We start from the raw sequence: 20,214 nt of genomic DNA on the forward strand, positions 1-20,214 counted from the left end.
TAATTAAAGAGTCAATATATATAGAGGAGAGAGTAACATGCTTGAAAATACGGGGTTAGTATTAGAAGGCGGCGGTATGCGTGGTGTGTACACGGGCGGGATATTAGAATACTTTATGGAACAAGATTTATATTTTCCATATGTAATTGGTGTATCAGCTGGTGCTTGTCATGCAGCGTCGTATCTTTCCAGACAAAGAAATAGAAATAAAACGGTCAATATTGATTATGCATCACATCCGAAATATTTATCGTATAAAAACTTATGGAGAAAACGGCAGTTATTTGATATGGATTTCATTTTTCATGAAATTCCAGAAAAGCATGTGCCGTTTGATTTTGAAACATACTTTAATAGCCCAGAACGTTTCCTTGTAGGAACGACGGATTGTGAAACTGGGCAATCTGTTTATTTTGAAAAAGAAGGAACGAATGATGATGCGCTAAATTTATTACAAGCGTCTAGTTCATTGCCTTTCATTGCACCAGTAGTAAATTACCGTGGTAAGCAATTATTAGATGGTGGGATTTCAGATCCGATTCCAGTTCGTAAAGCACAGGAAGATGGATTTAAAAAATCAGTCGTAATTTTAACGAGAAATCATGGCTACGCGAAGAAAAAATCAAAGTTTGGATGGGTTGCTGCGAAAGCTTATAAAAAATATCCGAATCTTGTTAACACGATGCTAAATCGTTATGAAGTGTATAATGAAACACTTCACTACATCGAAAAAGAAGAACAAGCGGGTAATTTATTTGTTATTCGCCCAGAAGTGCCGCTTCAAGTAGATCGTATGGAAAAAGATACAGCAAAACTACAAAATTTATATGAGCAAGGCTATGAAGATGCAAAGAGACAGTTTGCAGATTTGCAGGCGTTTTTGCAAAAATAAGTACTAGGCTGCGGAGATGGAGTTCTCTGCAGCCTTTTTTTGTATTGCTTGCTTATCCGTTACTTTTTAAAAATGTATGAATGTTTAAGTGTTTAAAGAGTTTGTAAAACATCGGGGTTTCTTGTTGAGGAGAATTTATTTGAAGGATATTATGATGATGTAGCGCTACTAAACTATTAAATTTATGAGGTGATTGTTAATGAAAGGAAAAGTTTTTTCAATTACGACTTTAGTATTATTAGCAACATCAATCTCAACAAGTGCATTCTATCCAACTCTAAGCGGTCACAAAAGCGGTAACCTACTATCTTACAGAGCTCAAACTACTACGAATCAAAATGCATCTCGTTGTTCAGTAGCAATTTCTTTTATTAAATCAAATGGAAATAATTCATATATTGAAAGCGCTTCAGACAAATTAGGATCCCATGAATCTGGAAGAGTATTAAACGCAACTGTGAGTAATGGTGCATATAACGCCTTTGGTGCAAAAGGACTATACTCGGAGCATTATGCAAATGAGAATAATGACTATCAAGAAGATACACACAAAGGTACTTTTGATAGTAATGGTAACTTACGATTACAGTGGTAAAAAGCATTAAACAGTTGTCTTTATAAATATTTAGATAAGGAGAAGGGGATGTTCATCATCTCCTTCTTATTTAAAAGGAGCACAGACATGTACCTAGCTTTTAAAAATATAAAAAGCAATAAACTGTTTTTCTTAATTCTCCTTATGTCATTTTTTATTTCTTTTCTTTCTATATCAATAGCCGCACTTTTAACAGAGTCTAAACGAAACTTTATATCGGCTTTTCAAATCGGTTTTCCAGAGAAGAACCAAGTTTTAACTGTTCCGATAGCGAATGCAACTGAATTGGAAGAGATAATTCCTTTCATACAAGATACTTTTGTTAAAAGTGATATTTATGTAGAGCATTTAAAAGCATTAAATAGTTCAGGGGCAACAAAGATCATAGCTGTGAATTTAAAAGATGATTATTATTGGAAGCCATATATTTCTGAAGGACAATATTTTCATCGTGAAAATGTAAACGATATGGTTGTTGGCGATCAAACGAATGTAGAGGAGTTATATGAATTTGATGATACATATAAAAAAATAGGAACTATATCAAGAAAAGACAGTGACGTCGGTGTAGCAGGCATATACGTTCCACTTCAAAACTTACCTACTATATCTAAAAAAGGTATTATCGAGAGTAAACAATTACAATTAACAGTTGTTAATCCTACATCATCTATTCATAACGAAATAAAAAAGTTTATGGGTAGGAGTAAAGAAGTGCTTTCGGGAGATGTTCAAATGCTGAATGAACGAGATCTTCAAGAACTACATGTGACACATATAGATCCAGCAAATAAGTATTATTATAAATTTATTCTTGTTGCAATTGTTTCTGGCATTTCTGCGGTTTTATTTTGGATTTATAAAAAAGAAAGAGAGATTTCATTAAAAAAAGCAGTAGGTGCTTCTAATATATCTATCTACTGCGAACTATATATTCAAATTTTGTTTATTTCTCTAGCAGCGATGTTCTTAGTTTTTATTACGTTAGAAATATTTTCGGGAACAATTCATACTTATTTTCAGACATACTTAGTAAAACCGTTAACACTATATGTATTGATATGCAATGTTATTTTTATAATTTTTCTTACAATTTTTGTTACTGTAATTCCAATCAAGCACATTATAAATATATATCCCGGAAAACATTTAAGAACGTAGGAGGTCGTCATGTTTTTTATATTTGATTCTATACGGTCTGTGAAAAAACGGTTGTTACCAAGTTTGATTATAGTAATTTCTTTAATTATTGCATTTTCTTCAGCAATAGAATTTGTTAGTAATCTTTCGGGATATCGAAAAATGATGACGGTAGCAAATAATTTATCGACTCATAAAAATTTCTATGAACTTTATGCGACGCAAGATATAACCTTGTTTAGCGAAGAAAAAGCGAAAAATGATTATCAACATTTCATGCAAGGGTTATCTAATATGATACCAATAACAAATAAAACTAATTATCTGTTCCGTAACTATTCACTTAGTTTAAAAAAAGAAAATGGAACGATAAAGACTCTTATTGTTGATAAAGATATTAATAAGTACTTTCGTATACGAATTTCACAAGGAAGATATTTTGAGGAATCGGAATTTCATAAATCAGTATTTGATATTAGACCTGTTATATTAGGGGCTAATTATATAGAAAAGGTATCTATTGGTGATGTTATACCATCTGGAAAAATGAAGCTAAAAGTAATTGGTTTTTTAGAAAAAAATTCACCATTTACATATCCTCGAAGTGGTGAAATATCGGATAATCGTATTACATTATTAGATGACATGGCGATTTTACCAATTGGAACAGAAGAAATAGAGTTCTATAGTGTAGAACTTTTATACAATGGGTTAATTATAGAAACAAATGATAAGATAAATATAAATGAACTTCAAAAGAAAGTATTAAAGGTAACAGAAGGTAAGGGTTATTCGTATTATGTTACAAATCCGAATAAATTGTTAGAAAACGAAAAACAAGGTATTGATAATATGTCATACCCCTTATTATTAAGCGGTACAGTCTTATTTTTTTCATTTCTATCTATTGTATTAACATCAATGGCAGCACTTTATATGGAGCGTAAAAATATTTCTATTAGATCAGCGTTAGGTGCAAGCACTTTTCAAATATGTCTTCCATTTATTATTGAGTATATGTTGCTATTCGTTTTAGCGATATGTATAGGCATAATGTATTTTCAATGGGAGAATAGCGGAGTAATTGAAATTCAGAAAGGGCTAGAAAATAGTATAGTATCTTTCTTTGGAACGTTAAAAGTCTCTATAGAATCATTGGTTGTTATAGGTGCTTTATCAATTGTAATGATCCTCGTTATATATGCAATCATTTATTTCAATGTACTAAAAATAAAAAATACATATATGAAAGAGGTGTTATAGATGATTCAGCTCGCAAATGTGGCTAAGGGATACGGAAAGAGTAATTTTAGTGCTTTACAAGATATTAATCTTACAATAGAAAAAGGCGAAATGATAGCCATTATGGGACCATCTGGTTCTGGGAAATCAACCTTGCTTAACATTATTGGCTTAATTGATAGCCCCTCTACTGGAAAGTATTTTTTAGATGGAATGGATACGAGTACATTCAAGTCAAATTATCATAAGTATAGAAACACGGAAGTTGGATTTGTGTTTCAGAACTTTTCGCTATTAGATGATTATACAGTTGTTGAAAATGTAATGCTTCCGCTTATATATAGAAGAATTTCTCATAAGAAACGTATGCAAATATCAAAAGAAATGCTGAAAATGGTAGGGCTTGAGAGGCATATTAACAAATATCCTTACGAGTTATCAGGAGGAGAACAGCAAAGAACAGCAATAGCAAGGGCTTTAGCACAAGATACAAAAATTATACTTGCTGATGAACCGACTGGTGCTCTTGATCAAGAAAATGGGGAGAAAATTATGAGTATTTTACAAGAGATTAATAAAGAAGGAAAAACAGTGTTAGTTGTTACACATGATCAAAAGGTAGCTGCATATTGCCAGAGGACGATACGGTTACTTGATGGTTGTATGGTATAATATGGATAATGTTATGTGAAGAGGTGATACATATGGAAAATGTCTATAAAGGACTTAGGCATACTGGGTTTATTATGATGTTTATTTTTGGTAGCGTATTTTTACTTCGCTGGTTTATTCATGATGAAATGTTAATAGATCAACTTATTGGTTTTAGTGTGGGCATAGTAATGGTTATTTCATCAGTTTTCATTCAAAAGTATAGTAAAGAATTAAAGGTAGAAGAGAAGTATTAAAAGGTTATAACCTTCTTCATATTTTGGAGGTGCCTTTATAGTTTGAATGATTGTTGTAAAAGAAAAGTAGAGCATCGGATTTCGATGCTCTACTTTTTTAATGTGGTAAGAATATCAATTGATAAGCAAACAAAATTCCAAATACATATACAAGTGGGTGAACAGCACGGAATTTACCTTTTGCCACTTTCATAAGTGGATATGAAATAAATCCAAGTGCGATACCTGTTGCGATACTTGATGTAAGAGGCATGCTTAAGATTACTAAAAATGCTGGGAATGCTTCATCAAATGTGTCCCAATCGATGTGGCGAACTGAACCCATCATAAGACTACCAACGATAATTAATGATGGAGCAGTAATAGCTGATACACCAGAGACAGCACTTACTAATGGTCCGAAGAATGCTGCTAGTGCGAATAGAACAGCTACTGTAACAGTTGTTAAACCAGTACGACCACCAGCTGCAACACCAGCAGATGATTCAATGTAAGCTGTTGATGGTGTCGTTCCGAACATAGAACCAATAGTTGCTGAGAATGAGTCAGATAGAAGAGCTCGTCCAGCTTTTGGGAGTTTTCCGTCTTTCATAAATCCACCTTGTTGAGCTACCCCAAGTAATGTACCTGTTGTATCAAATAATGTAACAAGGAAGAATGAAAATACAACGCCGTATAATCCGTAGTTAATTACGTCAGATACAGCAGTAATTGGATTTGAAACGATAATTCCTTCTGGTAATCCAGGCATTGATGTAACACCGTTTGAGAATGTTAATTGTCCTGTGAAGAAAGCGATAATACCAGTTAATAGCATACCGATAAATAGTGCGCCATTTACATTTAAAGACATAAGGATAATAGTAATTCCAAGTCCAGCTAATGCTAGTAGAACTGGAGCAGAGTGAAGATCACCAAGTCCAACTAAGTTTGCATCATTTTTTGTAACGATACCTGTTAAACGTAAACCGATAAAGGCGATAAATAGCCCGATACCAGCAGTAATTGCATGTTTTAAGTTTTCAGGAATTGCTTCCATTAATTTTGTACGGAAAGATGTAAATGATAGCAAAATTAAAATCATACCTGCTACGAATACAGCAGAGAATGCAATTGCGAAAGTCATGCCTTCATGCGCTTTTACAACAGAGTAAGAGAAGTAAGCATTTAATCCCATACCTGGCGCGATTGCGATTGGTAAGTTTGTAAAGATTGCCATAAATAATGTTCCGACAACAGCAGCAATAATTGTTGCTGTAAATGCTTGTTCAAATGGAACACCTGCATCTCCAAGGATAACAGGGTTTACGACAATGATATATGCCATTGTTAAGAAGGTAATAATACCTGCCATAATTTCAGTTTTAATAGAAGTTTTATGTTTTGAAAGGTTAAACATATAAACATCCTTTCTGTTTACGAATAATTTTCACAACAGTTATATATAATATTCGTTTTTTATCTATTTTGCAATAGTTTTGCATAAAAAGTTTATAACAATTCATATTTTGTGTCTTAAATTCGAATATTAATCGTAAACCGATGTGTGAATTTCAGCTTTTTATTGTGCACATGCTAAGGAAAAGGAGTTGAAAGCAGCTATGCCACAGCAAAAAAACTTTATAACAATGCCTGCGCAACATCAAAATAAGCAGCCTGGTATTGAATCATTAATGAGCCCCCTTCCGCAGTTTGAAGATCCAAATTATCAAGGAAGTGAAAAGTTAAAAGGGAAGAATGTGTTAATTACGGGAGGAGATAGCGGAATTGGACGAGCAGTTTCCATCGCTTTTGCAAAAGAAGGAGCAAATGTTGCGATTGCTTATTTAGATGAGGAAGAAGATGCAAAAGAGACGAAACAACGTGTTGAAAAAGAAGGTGTAAAGTGTGTATTGTTGCCGGGGGATTTGAGTAATGAACAGCATTGTAAAGATATTGTGGAAGAGACCGCCCGGCAGTTAGGTAGTTTAAATATTTTAGTGAATAACGTTGCACAGCAATATCCGCAGCAAGGGCTAGAGTATATTACAGCAGAACAGCTAGAAAAAACATTTTGTATTAATATTTTTTCTTATTTTCACGTTACGAAAGCAGCCCTTTCTCATTTGAAGAAAGGGGATGTCATTATAAATACGGCATCTATCGTTGCATATGAAGGAAATGAAACGTTAATTGATTATTCCGCAACGAAAGGAGCAATCGTAGCTTTTACAAGATCACTTTCTCAATCGTTAGTGCAAAAAGGGATTCGGGTAAATGGTGTTGCACCAGGACCGATTTGGACACCGCTTATTCCATCGAGCTTTGATGAGAAGAAAGTCTCTCAGTTTGGGAGCAATGTCCCAATGCAAAGGCCTGGTCAACCATATGAGTTAGCGCCGGCATACGTATATTTAGCGTCTGGTGATTCTTCTTATGTTACTGGACAAATGATACATGTAAATGGGGGCGTTATTGTAAATGGATAGTTTTCATTTATAAGAGCAAAGTAATGTTAATTCCACTTATTATAGTGAGCGCTAGGGGGGATATAGCTGAAAAAGTTATGTTTCGTCATACTATTATTTTTCATCCTACCGGTTAGTGCTTTTGCTAATACAGATCATTTAATATTAGTGAATCTTACGACAAATCAGTTGTCTTTTTTTGAGAATGGAAATTATACAAAAACATTTCCAGTAACGACTGGAAGAGATCGTACACCTACGCCTGAAGGTAACTTTTGTATTATAACTAAATTTAAAAATAAAGAATACCATCGAAAAAAAATACCTGGGGGTGCACCGAATAACCCTCTCGGTACGAGGTGGCTTGGACTAGATAAGAATGAATATGCGATTCACGGGACGAACCGGGAATGGACGATTGGAAGTAGGGAATCAAATGGTTGTATTCGCATGCATGACAGGGATATACAATGGTTATATGACAGAGTACAATTACAAACAAAAGTAATCATTTCTCGTTTTCATACGAGCCCCGAATATGAAGCGAATAAGCTTGGTTATCGCGTTGTGAGCTGGAATGGTCGAAAAATAGAAGAAGAACAAATTGGAGTACTAACGCTAGTAGACCGCGCGGATATATATTGGCAAGAACCAAATGGACAGTTAACGAAAGTGAAAACGGTATTGCCAAATGAAAGATATCCAGTGTACTCAAAACGAAAAGATGGAATATATTATATAGGAAACAATTCGTATATTATAGATGAAACAGGAGAGAAAATTCGTTACGAGCAAATTCCTTCTTCGATTTTAAGTAATATATATAAACGGAAATACAATGTTCCGTAATGGCTACCGTATTATAGACGGTAGCTTATTTATACTTGGAGTTTAACTGCAACTATTGTATTTTGCTGAATATAATACAGTACAGATAGGGGGCGGTTATATTATGAAAAGTGAATTTGCGTTTAAAGTTTTTTTAGTAACGACCTGTTTATTTATCGTGTATTTATATGCGTTTCTCGTCTTTTCTTTTTATGTTCCATATGTTGATTTAATATTGTTCTTCGGATTTATTTGGGCGTTTGTGAAAGCGAGGGAAGGAGAGAAGAGTATATATCGGCGCATTACCTTATGCGGGACGGCCGTTCTCGTTATTTTGTACTTTTTTATTATGCATGATTTTTGGAGGGGAATGTAAAAAAGCATACGATTAATCGTATGCTTTTATATCTGTTAATGATGGAAGAGAGGCAATTGCACCGTAATTTGTACATGTGATAGCGCCTACTTTATTTGCAAAGGAGATAAACGCTGTTAAGTCTTTGAAATGATACGAAAGTGTATGTTCACTTTGGGCAATCTGATATAACATTGCTCCAACGAAAGCATCACCAGCACCAGTTGTATCGACTTGTTGAATGGAAATAGAAGAGACAATGGTTTGACCTTCATTTGTCGCAAGAAGTGTACCGTCTTTTCCAAGTGTAATAGCTACTACTTTTGCGCCATAATTTAATAATTTGAGTGCAGCTTGTTGTAAATCACTCTCTTTAGAGAGCATAGTAGCTTCCTCTTGACTTACTTTTACGAAGTGTGCATGTTTTATAAAGGTTAGACAATCTTGAGAGAATTGTTCTGTATTTGTAATGAGTGCACTTCGATAATTTGGATCAAAAGAAATAAAATGGCCGTTATCTTTCGCATATTGTAACAACTGAAAATACGTTTCTTTTAATGGGCTTGATAGTAAAGCTGTCGCTGAACCGAAATGTATTAAATCATTCGTTTGTATTTTTGATAAATCAATGCTATTGAATTGATATTCACCATCTGCACCACGCATAAAAGTAAAATCACGTTCGCCATCTTGATCGATGGATACGAATGCAAGTGTTGTTTGTTTATCTTTTATGAGCATGGATGTATCGACTTGCGCACGCTGTAAAGTTTGTTCAAGAAACTCACCAAATGGGTCATTTCCTACTTGCCCCATAAATGTAGCGTGTCCACCTAATTTTGTAATCGCAGCAGCAACGTTAGCGGGTGCTCCACCAGCTTTTTTTTCGAAATCTGAACCGTTTACTAAAGAAACGTTAGTATTTCGGCACACAAAATCAATTAATAGTTCACCTATACAAAAGACATTTCTCATACAATCCCTCTTTTCAGCTTATATTGTGTGATGATAAAGTTTAGTTTTGCATCTGAAAAGATTGCGATATGATGTTTCATGTCTTTTCGAGGAAAAACTCGGGACGTAAAGACTGTTGAACCATCGTATAAGAAAATTTCCACGATGCTTTTATCTACAAATATTTGTAGTTCTATCGTATCTTGAATATCGATTTTTTTACAGCGTTCAAATCCATATTCTCCGCCAAATTGATGGTAGAAGTTGCCCCTGTCTATAGAAATAGTACCTTGTTCCCGATTAAATGTAATGGGGAAACATTCCTCCTCATTGTGGAAGAGAGAAAGCCCAAAACGCTTTGCATCTTCTGTTTTAAGTGTAACAATTAATTCATAGGAGCCTTTATCATCAAGCGTTGATAATACATTTAATCCAGCTGTTATATCTCCTGAAATTTCTTTTTTTGTTGTTCGTAGTTTTGTTAATTCTGAAACTGGTTTTTGTTTTAAGATGTTATCTTCTAATGTTAATTCACGTGGAAGTGTTAGGCAATGAGCCCACATATAATCATCAGAAGGATATGTGATTTCACTTGATCCTGCCCAAGCAAACAATAGGCGACGACTAGTAGAGTCTTCTAAAGTTTGAGGGGCATAAAAATCGAATCCTTTATCAGCTTCGTAATAGGAATCAACATGGAAATATAAATTTTTAATATCGAAATGGCCTATGGCATAAACGACATTGTATATATTGTGAAAGTTTTCGCCGTCTTTTTCAATTCCTTGCGGTGAAAAGAGAAGTACATCTTTCCCTGATAATTGGAAGTAATCGGGGCATTCCCACATAAATCCGAATTCTTTTAAATTTGTTGTAATTTCGCCTTGGAAATGCCAATTGTATAGGTCTTGTGATTTGTATAGTAATAGAGTTCCTGTTTTATTTTCACGTTGGGCACCGAGTAACATATAGTACATATCATTATGTTTCCAGACTTTTGGATCACGTACATGTTTTGTATATCCGTCAGGAATTATATCAATAACAGGATTATTACTATATTTCGTCATCGTATATTGTGAATCCATTGTTGCCATACATTGTTTTGCATCACGGGAATCATCAGGCTTTTTTATATTCCCTGTATAAAGTAAATGAAGAAGGCCATCTTTTACGATAGCACTACCAGAATATGCACCGTGTGATTCATAGCTTTCAGTAGGGATGATGGCTACAGGCATACGCTCCCAGTTAATAAGGTCTTTTGACTTCACATGCCCCCAATGCTTCATTCCATGAATGGGACCAAATGGATACCACTGATAAAAAACGTGATATTCATCATTGTAGTAGGATACACCGTTAGGATCATTCATTAATCCAAATGGTGGGTGGATATGATAAATTGGTTTCCATGAATCTTGGTTTGCAATTTCATATAAAGAATGTAATTCGTCTTTATTAGATTGCAGTATTGTTTTATATTTTGACATAGGTTTTCACCCCGTTATTATTTACTTTCTTTATATAAAATGAATGTGGCAACAAAAGCAGTGATAACTGCAATAGCGAAACCAATTATATAGTGAATCATGTTCATCATGCCAAGAGGTGCAACAATTGTAAGCATCGGAATACCTGTTAAACCGTATGCATTAGCCGCCACTTGCATCCAAACAACGTAAGCGCCGCCAATTGCGCCGCCAATAGCTGCTGCAATAAATGGTTTACCAAGTTTTAAATTGACACCAAAAATAGCTGGTTCTGTAATTCCTAAAAATGCTGAAGCTGCGGCCGGAATTGCAATTTCTTTCGTTTTTTTGTTTTTTGTTTTGAAATAGACAGCTAAAGTAGCACCGCCCTGTGCAACGTTCGCCATTGACCAAATAGGGAGTAAGAAATTGACACCGATATCTTTATTTGCGAGTAAGCCTGCTTCAATAGCGTGGAAGCTATGGTGTAAGCCAGTAAGAACGATTGTTGAATACAATCCGCCGAATATAAGTCCAGCTACTGGTCCTGCAAATTGATAGATTGTATTTAAAAGGTACGTAATGCCGTCACCGATTTTATATCCAATTGGTCCGATAATAATAAGTGATAAAAAGCCAGTTATAATAATTGTTAAGAATGGTGTAACTAATAAATCTAAAGAGTTCGGAACACGTTTTCGAAGTTCTTTTTCAATTGTACTCATAACATATACGCATAATAAAATAGGTAAAACAGTACCTTGATAGCCAATCATATCAATATCCATACCAAAGAAATGTAAAACAGTTGGTTTTGCATTTGAAAGAGTCCAAGGATTTGTTAAGCTTGGGTGAGTTAATATACCACCAACAACTGCACCTAAGAAAATGTTTCCACCAAATTCTTTAGCGGCACTAACTCCAATTAAAATAGGTAAAATAATGAAAGCTGCACTTGAGAACATATCAAGTAATTGGATAAGTGAGTGATCTCCAGGAACTAATTTAAACGCTTTCAACATTCCGAGTAGACCCATAAGTAAACCGCTTGCGACGATAGCTGGAATAATTGGAACAAAAATATTAGATAGTGTCTTTGCTAGGCGGGCGATAGGATTCATTTTTTTCTTAGGTATATCGTTTGATGTTGTAGAATCTAGTTCGGCTATTCCAATTAGTTTTGAGAATTCATCATATACTTTGTTTACTATGCCAGTTCCAAAAATAATTTGATATTGCTCGGTCGTTGCGAAAGCACCTTTTACTCCATCGATGTTTTCGATTTCTGCAGCGTTTATTTTCGTATCATCCTTTAATATAAGACGAAGGCGAGTCGCGCAATGTGTGGCACGGACAATGTTTTCCTTTCCACCAATGTTCTGTATTACTTGAGTTGCAATTTGTTTCATATCCATAAAAATTCCCCCTTACTATAAATTTTCTTGTATGGAACCGGTTCCTTAAGGAACTAAAATAAAAAACAGGGAAATGATGTTGAAAATCCTGTTTTTAAAATGTGGAACCGGTTTTAATTTTATTATAGAGCGCCTTTATATTTTGTCAACGCTTTCTTGGATTTTTAATGTATAACGAGAGTGTAATATTTTTGGTATAGTTTTGTTTTCAACAAGCTGTGAAAGAGAAGTGGCAGCAAGCTTTCCGGCATACTCATAGTCAAACGCAATTGTCGTTAAACTAGGGTGTACCATTTCTGAAATATCATATCCACCGAATCCTGTTACAGAAATATCACCTGGTACAGAAAGGGAGTGGGAGTGAATGACTTTCATTGCGCCAAGAGCGATGTTATCTGTAGCACATACGATAAGAGTTGGGCGATTATTATCTAAAATATGTTGTACTTGTTTCATGGCATCTTCTATGCGGAAAGTTGTTTCGTAATATGAAACGTTGCAAGTTGGTTCTAAATTTTCAATTGCTTTTTGAAAACCATTTTTTCGATTTATTCCAACAGAAATATCATCTTTTCCTATCCCTAAATAGGCAATATGTCGATGGCCTTGTGATAAAACGTATGCCCCTAACTCATACGCTGCATCATAATCATCGTGAACGAGGCAATATTGATTTTTATATTCTTGCCCGACGAATAAAATAGGGATGTTTGAATTAGCCATAATTTTTTGATGTTCATTCGTTAATGTTTTTGTTAATAAAATAATGCCAGCTACCTTTTGTTTTATAAAGTTTTCAATTGCTTGTATTTCAGTTTCGGTTGTTTGATTTGCATTTGCTACAAGCATTTGATAGTTATTTTCCTGTAATGTTTTATCGATCCCGATAAGTGTTTTCATTGTAGCGAAGGAGTCTAATCGGGGGATGATGACACCAATTAAATTTGTTGTTTTTGCTTTTAAACTTTGAGCAAATGTATTGGGAGAGAAATTTGTTTCCTGAATAATACCTTCGATTTTAAGTTTTGTTTTATCACTTACATATCCGCCGTTTAAGTAACGAGAGACTGTGCTTTTTGCAACTCCAGCCAATTTGGCGATATCTGCAATTGTTTTAGCCATAGTATTTCACCTTCGTATTCATAAAAATGTTAACTTTATTATAGGGAGAATTAGAGATGACGTAAACAAGAAGAGGGAAAGAAAAAACCACCTCACGTATATGAGGTGGAATAATTGTTAATATTTAGGATTAAATGTATGACAACAAGTCTCTACACTCGTTGCTACAGAACTTTCTAGTGTCTCGTTTGTTAAAACAGCAGCTGTATATGAATCATTTTCAGTTTGACCAGTTTCATCTGCATCAGGCTGAACGATGATCGCACTTGCTTGACAAAAGTTACCTTGTCCCCAAAAAGAACAGTTGGAAACAGAACATCTTACTTCTGGCATAAAACCCCCTCCTTATACATTAGTGTGGGATTTTACACCCATTTCATGTGTAGAAGGAGTTTCCTTTTCTCGTTACTTTTTCGTTTGCTCAAGCCATTCTTTTAATTTATCTTTCGGCTGTTCACCGCTAATACGGCTCACTTCTTTGCCACCTTTAAAATGAATGATTGTTGGTGTTCCTTGAATTTTATATTCATCCCAAGGAGCATCTAATTTTTCAATATCCATAACTTTCATATCAACGTTTAAGTCTTTAGCCATTGGCACTAGGACAGGGGATAATTTTTGGCAATGAACGCAGGATGTTTGATAAAAGTATACTGTTTCTTCTTTTTTCTCTTTTAAGTTCTTTTGAAGATCTGAAAGAGAAATTTTATTTGTGTAGTAGTCAGGACCGTTTGTCTTACTTTCAGTAGGATTATCAATCTTTTGGCTAGTAGCATTTTTTTCTTCCATTTGTGTGACCGCGAAAATTGCTACGAACAAGGCGATAATAATACCACCAAATATAAGCATTTTTTTCATTCTTTCATCTCCTTATTTGTTTTTGATGACAATAAAGCTACAAACAGCGATTGTAATAAAGCCGATAAGTGCTAAAAACGGGATTGTAATAAAACCAAACCAGTTTATAAATTCTCCGGTGCAGGGTACACGACCGCAAGCTGCTCCAGCAGCTGAAAACGCTGGGACTTTTTGAATTGCATAGTGATATAAAGAAATACAAGCACCAATACTTGCAATTGGTAAAGAATAACTTGCGATGCGATAATCTTTTTTTGCTACAGCGATACCGAGCCATAAAACGAATGGATACATAAAAATACGTTGATACCAACAAAGAACACAAGGCTCAAATTTCATGATTTCGGAAAAGTACAGACTTCCTAGTGTAGCGATAAAAGAAGCTCCCCATGCGGTAAGTAAAGCATATTCTTGCTTTTTTTCTCGTCCCATATTTTATACCTCTCTTATAATAGTTACATACTAAATTATAGTATGAAGTGGTATGGAAAAGAAAGAAAAAATATGTTTATCAATAAAAGTTTTATAAGAGGGAACTTTTATTAGTATTAATATTAATAAAAGCGCTACCCTCCTAAAGAGAATAGCGCTATATTTTACATTTGAATTTGTTCTACTTCTTCTACATGCGACTTTTGGGATGCGTGGTCAATATATTGAAATAGGAGCTGCAATTGTTTATCAACTTCTGGTAGTTCTTTACTGTATTGATAAGCGTGTAAAAAATGCTCAATACGCTTAGAAAATAATTGATCGTTCGTTTGAACCATGAGAACGAGTAATTTATCCCAATTACAGCAATACGTGTAATAGAGAGCTTTATCATAGTCGTTATATGTTTGCACTGTATACCCTCCTTACCGAGAGTTATATATAGTGTGTGATAAGTAAGGGGAAATACACTTGAAAGAATTTGTTAAGAAAAAAAGTGAATGAAAAGAAAAAACGAGGAGTTTCCTCGTTTTTTAAGCTTTTGGCATTGGCGTAGGTGTTGGTTTGCCATAGCCTTCCTTGTATTTATTATCGATATAGTTGCGAATTTCAAGCGTTGATTTTCCTTTTTGTTTCATGGAAGCAGATTCAACTGCGATTTCTAGGCAATTGACGCAAGTCGTTGCGTGGGAATCCCAAACAACTTCACCATTCTTTTTAATTTCACGGATAAAGCAGTTTTTATTATTTTTATGTCCTACACTTTCACCGCAACCACAATAGCATGGAATCCAATCTAATAGCTCTGCATTTTGTCCAGCGACGGTGTAGATATCTTTCATTTGTGGATCAAGCTTATCTAGGAAGGTTGGAAGTGTGTCGATTCCTTTTGTTTTCTCTTGAATGTCAGCTTGCTGAGTGTGCGATGCGTGGTCATGTTCTTCTTGTTTTGATTCAGAAGATTTTTGGTCATTTGTACCTGTACTTCCGCATCCAGCAAGAATTAAGCTTAGTACTGCAAGTAAAGAAAATACATACTTTTTCATTCGCTTGTCCCCTTTACAAATGTATTAATCAAATTGTATCAGACTAAGGGACACCTAGGGAGAAGTTTTTTTTGAACGATTTTTGAAGTGCCATCTTAGTGAATGAAACAAAAATAAAATCGGGATATAAGCGTATACAATATATAAACCCGCTTGAGATAGTACGGTATTTAATGTATTGATACTTTCACGGTTTGTGAAAAACAGAGAAGCTGAAAATATGATGAAAATAAAAAACGGTAATGTAAATTTAAATGAAATATGAAAGGAACGCTTCATCGTTTGACATGATGACCAAATGGTTAAGCAAAGGTTTGGTAAAATAATTAAAAACCAAACGAAAATAATAATATATTCAAAGCGCTGAATAAAAGGAACTTTAATTATTTTTAACATCGTTAAAGTAGGCCAAATAGTACGGTTTAATTGTCCCTCGCTATAATACATAAAAGATACGATAGCTAAAATCACATAAATTAAAGTGCTAAAAGCAATTCCAGCATGGGCCCATCGCTTTAAAGATTTTCCTTTTTCAATAAAGGGATAAAAGATAAGAATTGTTTCAAATCCCAGAAATTCCAATGCGGAGTGTTTTGCAGATATAAGCATGTCAAAAGGTGAATGCGTAAAAATAGGTAAAATATTACGAAAATGTGCATACTTCATCGGATAGATTAAAAAGAACACAACGAAAATAGGCAGCACAATACCCCAAAAGCATATCCCTGTCACAGAGCGAAAGCCGCCTTTTATAATGTAGTAAGTGACTAATAAAAACATAAGCGTAAGTTTCCATAACTTAATGGTAGGGAAAATCCAAACTTGTATTACTTCCATATATGTCCGAAGAACAGTAAGGCAAAATAATAAGCAATAAAGAGTGAAAATTACAGAAAATATAGAGCCAACCCATTTTCCAAAAGTTGTTGTATGAATGCTAATTAAATCTCCGTCTTTTTCAAGCATTTTTAACATACAAAATAGTACAATATGAGTTGCAATCCCCGCAATAATAAGAGAAATCCAAGCATCATAACCTGCATTTTTCAAAATTACACGTTGATATCCGAGAATTCCTATGCCGATTTGGAGAGAATGCAATAAAATAAATGCAAAATATGGAGAGACAGTTTTTGTCTTATTCATTGTATTCATTGCTCATTTCACCTCACTATTCTCCGATTCCAGATTGTACAATATTAAGATCTAAATTTATATCTACCGCTACATTTTTATACATATTTCGAATTTGTTTTATATTCCATTTTCTCGTATGGCTTCTAATTTCATCTCGTATTCCTAACGGATCAATTTCCTTTTCTTGAAATTGTTTTATTAAATCTTCACAGTCTTTTTCGACATTTCGTTCAATTTGTTTTTTTATATAATTGATATTTGTTTTTTTTCTTAGATCAATCCAATTAGGAGAGTTTTTAATTAATCCATTTAATTTTAAATTGATTTTTACTTTTGGTATGTCGCCAGTTTGATCTATATCATACTTATTTTCTCCGGCTAAGTTTTGTATAACAACCATACCTTTATGCTTATCCTTTTTTATTGCTGCTTCGTAACGTCCATTTTTCGTAGGATTAATAAGTAATTTTGCTAAAACAGAATGTCTTTTATCCGTATACATGACGACTTTATCGCCTTTTAAAAAGGCAAGTCCTTTGACAGCGACGGAATGATTATCGTCCATTTTAATATAAGGAACATAGGCATCACATACAGAAGAGTAATAATTATATAAAAAAATGTTTAATTCAGTTTGTGGAATGTTCTCATTTCTTATATTTTGCTCGAGTAAATCAGCAATATATAAAGACCCATTTTTTTTTCCGTAATTTAAAAGCTCTTCAGCCGATCCATCTACAATTGCTAGTTGTACATCACGCCCGATATTTGGGTCACGTTGTAAGTTAGTAATAATCTCTCCCATTCCGCGTTCTCCTAGAGCCTTTCCAAATAGGACGACACGCATTTGACCTACAACAACATTGTGAGGAGATTTCGCATTCAATCGTGAAGCAATTGTTTCAAGTGAACGGGCAGATGTTGTTTGAGTCTCTGGCTTAGACTTTACACCATGTGTGTACTCTGGGAACAGAATAGTTCCTTGGAATCCTTTGTTTTTTGTGATGTCAAATCCAGCAATATGAATAATACGCTGTGCATCCACTATATACGTTTGTGTACAGCCAGTTTGTAAAACGAAGAAGATAATGATAAGGTGCAATAAAATTTTCTTCATTCATTCTCACCATCACGTTTTTGCTTCGATTTGTTTGGATTGTAGCGCCATTTTGATTTTGGTCTAAGAAAAGAAGGTCTTTGAGCCGTTTGGCTAAATGGTAATCGAAGAAAACCTTCTGCTGTACCTAAACCACGAAATGGATATAAAGGTAATAAATAAGGTGATCCAAGTGATTTTAATTTAATTAAATGAGCTAAAATAAATACAAATCCGACAGCGAGGCCTAATCCTCCGAATGCACCAGCTAAAAGAATAAGCGGAAAGCGTAACAACCGGATAGTAGAAGACATCTTTACAGTCGGTGTTGTGAAAGATGCAAGGGCGGATAAAGCAACTGCAATTAATAAAATTGTACTTGTTAAAGCTGCTTCAACAGATGCTTGTCCAATTACAATCCCCCCAACAATCCCAATCGTTTGTCCGACTTTTGTCGGTAAACGCGCTCCAGCTTCACGAAGCAATTCAATTGTAATTTCTAAAAAGAGTGCTTCTAGAATAGGAGGGAAAGGTACGTTAGCTCTCGAGAAAATAATAGGACCTAGTAAATCGGCAGGAATCATTTGATAATGATATGTTAAAGCCGCTGTATAAATAGCGGAGGAAAAAAGAGAAAATATAGCTCCGAAAAAACGAATAATACGAAAGAACGATCCAATCATCCACGGTAAATAATAATCTTCTGGTGAAATGAAAAAATCCAGTAACGTTGTTGGTCCTGATAAAGCATATGGAGAGCCATCTGTTAAAATTAAAACTTCCCCGTTAATTAATGCAAATACAGCTCGATCTAATCGTTCTGTAGGTAATAGAACAGGAAAAGGTGAATTGCTATTATCACTAATAAATTGCTCAATCATAGTTGAATCAAATGGGACATCAAAGTCAATGTCTTCTAGCCGTTGAAGTGCGGTGTTGACAAATTGTTCATTTGTAATTCCTTCTATATAAGCAACTGCTACTTTCGTTTTTGATATAGATCCGACGGTAACTTCTTTAAAAATGAGTTGCTCCGTTACGATATTTCGGCGTAATAAGTGGATATTTGTATCAAGGTTTTCAACGAAACCGATTTTAGGCCCGATTACGCTATACTCATTTTCTGTATCGTTATATAATCGTTTTCCTAAAACAGTACTTTCGGCACGAATTAAAGCATATTGATCAGGATTCGAATTGTTTTTTAAGCGTATTAAAATATATCCACCTAATAATTTTTCACGAATATCATCAATAGAAGGGGAGGTAATAATGTCTTCAATAGAGATGATATTACATAAATCAGAGATGTTTTGGATTTGTTCCGATTCCTTTTTTATAGGAGTTAAAATGAATTGTTTAATAATAAGTGCTTCCACGACAGATTTATAATAAAATAAGCACAACGTTTCACCTTTAAGTATGTTATAAGAGACAAAATCGCTTGATTCTTTCATGGTTTGTATAAATTCTGGGATAGAACAAAGTGTTTTTGTATTAGTCTTTTTTGATTTCTTAGATGATAAACCGAACATTTTCTCACCCCTAACTTACATCATTTACTTGTGTTAGTTTTTGGGAAAGACGGGAATTTATACTTAAAAATTGAAAGTTCATAAAGAAAAGGAAGAGTGGTGAATGGCTCTTCCTTTTTAGCATTTTAATTTGTTTTTTGTTCTTTAATAGACTTCACTAATTTCATCATTTCCGCTCGTATATCTTCTCTTTTTACATTTAATTTTTCGGCAATTTGTTTAATGTCCATTCCATCTTTTTTCATTTTTAATACATCATCAAGAGGGGTATTGCTTTTTTGAGAGATGATTGTTAACACAGTAAGATGACGCAATTTGATGTTATATTCTTTCATTTTTTGCTTTAGCTGATCCGGTGTGGATTTTTGTATAGTTGCTAACTGTTGTAGCAGTGCTTGCTTTGTTTCTTTACTCATATGATGCTTTTTCAGCTTACTTGGATCTACACCGAAATGCTCGGCTGTTTTCTCCCAAGATTTATTTTGCTTATAGTAAGATAAAACATCTTTTATTTCTTGTTTACTGATTCTTGCAATGTGAGCAGCTTTCCAAATTTCATGTTTGTTATAGCCGAGCTTTTCTAGCGACTGCATTTCTTCTTCTGAAATTGGTTTATGGTGATGCATTGTTACTTCTTTCGGTGTGGCAGCGGAAGCCGGGAAGATAATTGCTCCGCATAATAATGCTGTCATAGTCATACTTACCGCGATTTTTTTGTACATGTAAACTCCTCCTAGATG

23 protein-coding genes are annotated in these 20,214 nt (G+C 34.3%); 9 read left to right on the forward strand and 14 right to left on the reverse strand.

Annotated elements, in window-relative coordinates:
* Nucleotides 1-37 precede the first annotated feature (37 nt).
* The 6 genes from ACTFRY_RS21715 (at nt 38) to ACTFRY_RS21740 (ending at nt 4,777) form a co-directional block, all read left to right on the forward strand.
* A complete protein-coding gene (locus ACTFRY_RS21715) occupies nt 38-892 on the forward strand; it encodes a patatin-like phospholipase family protein (RefSeq protein ID WP_000892677.1) in 855 nt (284 codons plus the stop codon).
* Nucleotides 893-1,091: 199 nt separating this feature from the next.
* Nucleotides 1,092-1,487: a hypothetical protein gene (locus ACTFRY_RS21720; protein WP_000676984.1), complete on the forward strand. Its 396-nt coding sequence runs from the start codon at nt 1,092-1,094 to the stop codon at nt 1,485-1,487.
* A gap of 87 nt (nt 1,488-1,574) precedes the next feature.
* A complete protein-coding gene (locus ACTFRY_RS21725; RefSeq protein ID WP_000280228.1) occupies nt 1,575-2,648 on the forward strand; it encodes an ABC transporter permease in 1,074 nt (357 codons plus the stop codon).
* Between the two features lie 9 nt (nt 2,649-2,657).
* Complete coding sequence (locus ACTFRY_RS21730; RefSeq protein ID WP_016117188.1) at nt 2,658-3,890, forward strand: ABC transporter permease; 1,233 nt, start codon at nt 2,658-2,660, stop codon at nt 3,888-3,890.
* Nucleotides 3,891-4,541, forward strand: a complete 651-nt coding sequence (locus tag ACTFRY_RS21735) for an ABC transporter ATP-binding protein (RefSeq protein ID WP_000615295.1) — start codon at nt 3,891-3,893, stop codon at nt 4,539-4,541. It begins immediately after the preceding gene.
* 32 nt (nt 4,542-4,573) lie between these two features.
* Nucleotides 4,574-4,777: a hypothetical protein gene (locus ACTFRY_RS21740; protein WP_000432806.1), complete on the forward strand. Its 204-nt coding sequence runs from the start codon at nt 4,574-4,576 to the stop codon at nt 4,775-4,777.
* 97 nt (nt 4,778-4,874) lie between these two features.
* Here the strand turns inward: ACTFRY_RS21740 and ACTFRY_RS21745 are convergent, their stop codons facing one another.
* Complete coding sequence (locus tag ACTFRY_RS21745; protein WP_000482711.1) at nt 4,875-6,176, reverse strand: NCS2 family permease; 1,302 nt, start codon at nt 6,174-6,176, stop codon at nt 4,875-4,877.
* A gap of 202 nt (nt 6,177-6,378) precedes the next feature.
* Here ACTFRY_RS21745 and ACTFRY_RS21750 point away from each other — a divergent pair, with 202 nt between their 5' ends.
* From ACTFRY_RS21750 to ACTFRY_RS21760, 3 genes are all read left to right on the forward strand, one after another.
* Nucleotides 6,379-7,245: an SDR family oxidoreductase gene (locus ACTFRY_RS21750; RefSeq protein WP_044796305.1), complete on the forward strand. Its 867-nt coding sequence runs from the start codon at nt 6,379-6,381 to the stop codon at nt 7,243-7,245.
* A 66-nt stretch (nt 7,246-7,311) separates the two neighbouring features.
* Entirely contained in the window at nt 7,312-8,073 is a 762-nt protein-coding gene (locus tag ACTFRY_RS21755) for a L,D-transpeptidase (protein WP_033682769.1), read from the forward strand.
* 103 nt (nt 8,074-8,176) lie between these two features.
* Nucleotides 8,177-8,428 (forward strand): hypothetical protein, encoded by a 252-nt coding sequence (locus ACTFRY_RS21760; RefSeq protein ID WP_000834195.1) that lies wholly within the window; start codon nt 8,177-8,179, stop codon nt 8,426-8,428.
* 12 nt (nt 8,429-8,440) lie between these two features.
* Here the strand turns inward: ACTFRY_RS21760 and ACTFRY_RS21765 are convergent, their stop codons facing one another.
* From ACTFRY_RS21765 to ACTFRY_RS21825, 13 genes are all read right to left on the reverse strand, one after another.
* Nucleotides 8,441-9,382: a carbohydrate kinase family protein gene (locus ACTFRY_RS21765; RefSeq protein ID WP_001246642.1), complete on the reverse strand. Its 942-nt coding sequence runs from the start codon at nt 9,380-9,382 to the stop codon at nt 8,441-8,443.
* Nucleotides 9,379-10,854 (reverse strand): beta-fructofuranosidase, encoded by a 1,476-nt coding sequence (scrB, locus tag ACTFRY_RS21770; protein WP_000049743.1) that lies wholly within the window; start codon nt 10,852-10,854, stop codon nt 9,379-9,381. The genes ACTFRY_RS21765 and scrB overlap by 4 nt, the downstream gene beginning before the upstream one ends.
* A gap of 17 nt (nt 10,855-10,871) precedes the next feature.
* Nucleotides 10,872-12,248 (reverse strand): sucrose-specific PTS transporter subunit IIBC, encoded by a 1,377-nt coding sequence (locus tag ACTFRY_RS21775; RefSeq protein WP_000367319.1) that lies wholly within the window; start codon nt 12,246-12,248, stop codon nt 10,872-10,874.
* A 135-nt stretch (nt 12,249-12,383) separates the two neighbouring features.
* Nucleotides 12,384-13,370, reverse strand: a complete 987-nt coding sequence (locus ACTFRY_RS21780; protein ID WP_001140398.1) for a LacI family DNA-binding transcriptional regulator — start codon at nt 13,368-13,370, stop codon at nt 12,384-12,386.
* A 117-nt stretch (nt 13,371-13,487) separates the two neighbouring features.
* Nucleotides 13,488-13,703 (reverse strand): DUF1540 domain-containing protein, encoded by a 216-nt coding sequence (locus ACTFRY_RS21785; protein ID WP_044796311.1) that lies wholly within the window; start codon nt 13,701-13,703, stop codon nt 13,488-13,490.
* Between the two features lie 72 nt (nt 13,704-13,775).
* On the reverse strand, nt 13,776-14,228 hold the full coding sequence (locus ACTFRY_RS21790) for a thioredoxin family protein (protein WP_044796312.1): 453 nt from the start codon (nt 14,226-14,228) through the stop codon (nt 13,776-13,778).
* Nucleotides 14,229-14,240: 12 nt separating this feature from the next.
* Nucleotides 14,241-14,660 (reverse strand): disulfide formation protein C, encoded by a 420-nt coding sequence (locus tag ACTFRY_RS21795; protein ID WP_000532264.1) that lies wholly within the window; start codon nt 14,658-14,660, stop codon nt 14,241-14,243.
* 164 nt (nt 14,661-14,824) lie between these two features.
* Nucleotides 14,825-15,073 carry a YhdB family protein gene (locus tag ACTFRY_RS21800; protein ID WP_001195459.1) on the reverse strand — a complete coding sequence of 83 codons (249 nt, stop codon included), beginning with the start codon at nt 15,071-15,073 and terminating at the stop codon, nt 14,825-14,827.
* 120 nt (nt 15,074-15,193) lie between these two features.
* Nucleotides 15,194-15,706: a PCYCGC domain-containing protein gene (locus ACTFRY_RS21805; protein ID WP_000761028.1), complete on the reverse strand. Its 513-nt coding sequence runs from the start codon at nt 15,704-15,706 to the stop codon at nt 15,194-15,196.
* A 54-nt stretch (nt 15,707-15,760) separates the two neighbouring features.
* Nucleotides 15,761-16,861, reverse strand: coding sequence for a GerAB/ArcD/ProY family transporter (locus ACTFRY_RS21810; RefSeq protein ID WP_001095036.1), 1,101 nt, complete (start codon nt 16,859-16,861; stop codon nt 15,761-15,763).
* A gap of 16 nt (nt 16,862-16,877) precedes the next feature.
* On the reverse strand, nt 16,878-17,960 hold the full coding sequence (locus ACTFRY_RS21815) for a Ger(x)C family spore germination protein (RefSeq protein WP_000722243.1): 1,083 nt from the start codon (nt 17,958-17,960) through the stop codon (nt 16,878-16,880).
* Nucleotides 17,957-19,474, reverse strand: coding sequence for a spore germination protein (locus ACTFRY_RS21820; protein WP_098616991.1), 1,518 nt, complete (start codon nt 19,472-19,474; stop codon nt 17,957-17,959). The genes ACTFRY_RS21815 and ACTFRY_RS21820 overlap by 4 nt, the downstream gene beginning before the upstream one ends.
* A 125-nt stretch (nt 19,475-19,599) precedes the next feature.
* Nucleotides 19,600-20,196, reverse strand: coding sequence for a hypothetical protein (locus tag ACTFRY_RS21825; RefSeq protein ID WP_141541495.1), 597 nt, complete (start codon nt 20,194-20,196; stop codon nt 19,600-19,602).
* Nucleotides 20,197-20,214: the final 18 nt, after the last annotated feature.

Origin of the sequence: Bacillus cereus group sp. MYBK195-1, assembly GCF_051916605.1 — a bacterium.
Lineage (GTDB): Bacteria > Bacillota > Bacilli > Bacillales > Bacillaceae_G > Bacillus_A > Bacillus_A cereus.